The sequence below is a fragment of the Pseudoalteromonas sp. SWXJZ94C genome, assembly GCF_015864385.1.
Lineage (GTDB): Bacteria > Pseudomonadota > Gammaproteobacteria > Enterobacterales > Alteromonadaceae > Pseudoalteromonas.
Window position 1 is genome coordinate 1 of sequence record NZ_JADYXF010000127.1, and the last position, 1,427, is coordinate 1,427.

Annotated in this window: 2 protein-coding genes and 1 pseudogene; all 3 read right to left on the reverse strand. The window is 37.1% G+C overall.

The window, feature by feature from the left end:
• Positions 1–81, reverse strand: a pseudogene (locus I6F65_RS21325) (Mobile element protein); the annotation flags it as partial.
• A gap of 99 nt (positions 82–180) precedes the next feature.
• Positions 181–537 (reverse strand): hypothetical protein, encoded by a 357-nt coding sequence (locus tag I6F65_RS21330; protein WP_166109483.1) that lies wholly within the window; start codon positions 535–537, stop codon positions 181–183.
• A gap of 103 nt (positions 538–640) precedes the next feature.
• Positions 641–1,147: a hypothetical protein gene (locus I6F65_RS21335; protein WP_166109481.1), complete on the reverse strand. Its 507-nt coding sequence runs from the start codon at positions 1,145–1,147 to the stop codon at positions 641–643.
• Positions 1,148–1,427: the final 280 nt, after the last annotated feature.

Here is a 1,427-nt window from a genome sequence, read left to right on the forward strand (position 1 = left end):
GGCACGACGTACACAGCGTGAAATACAGTGATAATATTTTGTATCAACCAAACTTACCTGACGCTTTCTTGCAATAGCCATAAAACACCTGCTCGCTTTTTAGACTAATTGAAATTTAGTCATTAACCTTAGAAAGTGCAAATTTAGGATGGATGTCTAGTTTATTCCGTTTATTCCGCGTTATGTTTCTATTGCACCGATACCTTTCTGTGTAGCGGTTACAATTAATGCAGACTCGGCTGCAAAATTTTGCGCTCGGTCCCACACTTTTGGATGCTTTAATATTTGGTCTAATTCCGAACTAGCAATTATACGCTCTGACGATACATTAACCATTGAATCAGTCCTTTCATAAAATTGCTCAATTATTTCTATATACTGACTAGCTTCTAATTTAAACAAAGAAGACAAAGCCGTTTTGTACTTTTCAGTAATAGTTAATTCAGGTCGATAGAAATGTATATCATAAATAATTTGGTATAAATCTAATTCACAATCCGATGATTCTGAAATTATTAACCTGTCAATATCGTCCACAATCACCCTGAAACATAACGCTTTTGTCAGTTGCGTTTTGGTTGGAGCGTAGTTTTGGGGTAAAGTGGCGTAGCTACCCCAAAACGAAGCGTAGACCAAAACGTCAACTGGACAAACTTGTTAAATTTCGTTGCTCTACCATTTTTCGGTAGAGGTCTATTTTTTCAATTTCTTCTTTCAGCACACCGGCAAGATGCTCTGATTGATTTTTTGTCAATATTTCGCTTTCGTCGTTTGCCAGATATGATTCCAGAAACCTATTAAAGTCGTCCGCGCTCCACTGGCAGCGACCTTGCTCAGCTATAAGAATCGCAGAACGAAGGAAGTCACTCCAACCAACGTTACCGGATTGAAATTTGATAAATTCTACGCAAACCTCGAAAAATCCAGTTTCTGGGAATGGATACATTTCTTCAAAGTTATCATATGCCTCGCTAAGCAAGCGTTTAACGGCTGCATCTTTATCTTTCAATAAAGCAAGATCCATTATCAACTCGCAAGGCTCATCTTCTTTTAGTATAAGATCATCACAACATGAAATATATTCTTCAGGTGTGATCAAGCCTGCTGATACGATCGAAGCAAATATAACTATTTCTTTATTGCTCATACTTCCTCAGGAATTTAACGAGCCTGTAGATTAACTCGTTTTTTATTTATTTTTATTGATAAACAAACCATAGCTGAGTTCCTATTTTGGTTCAATCGATTACTGTATTTTTACGCAGCATATAAAGAAGTGTTTGGTGTTGTTTTAATTGGCGTTTTGGACGGGATTGCGGGTGCTTGAGTGGCTTTATTTAGGTAAAAAGAGCTTACCCTTCTTAATGCATCGTGTTTTGCAGCTTTTCTATATTATGAACAAGACAATACAGTTGCCATTGCGCATT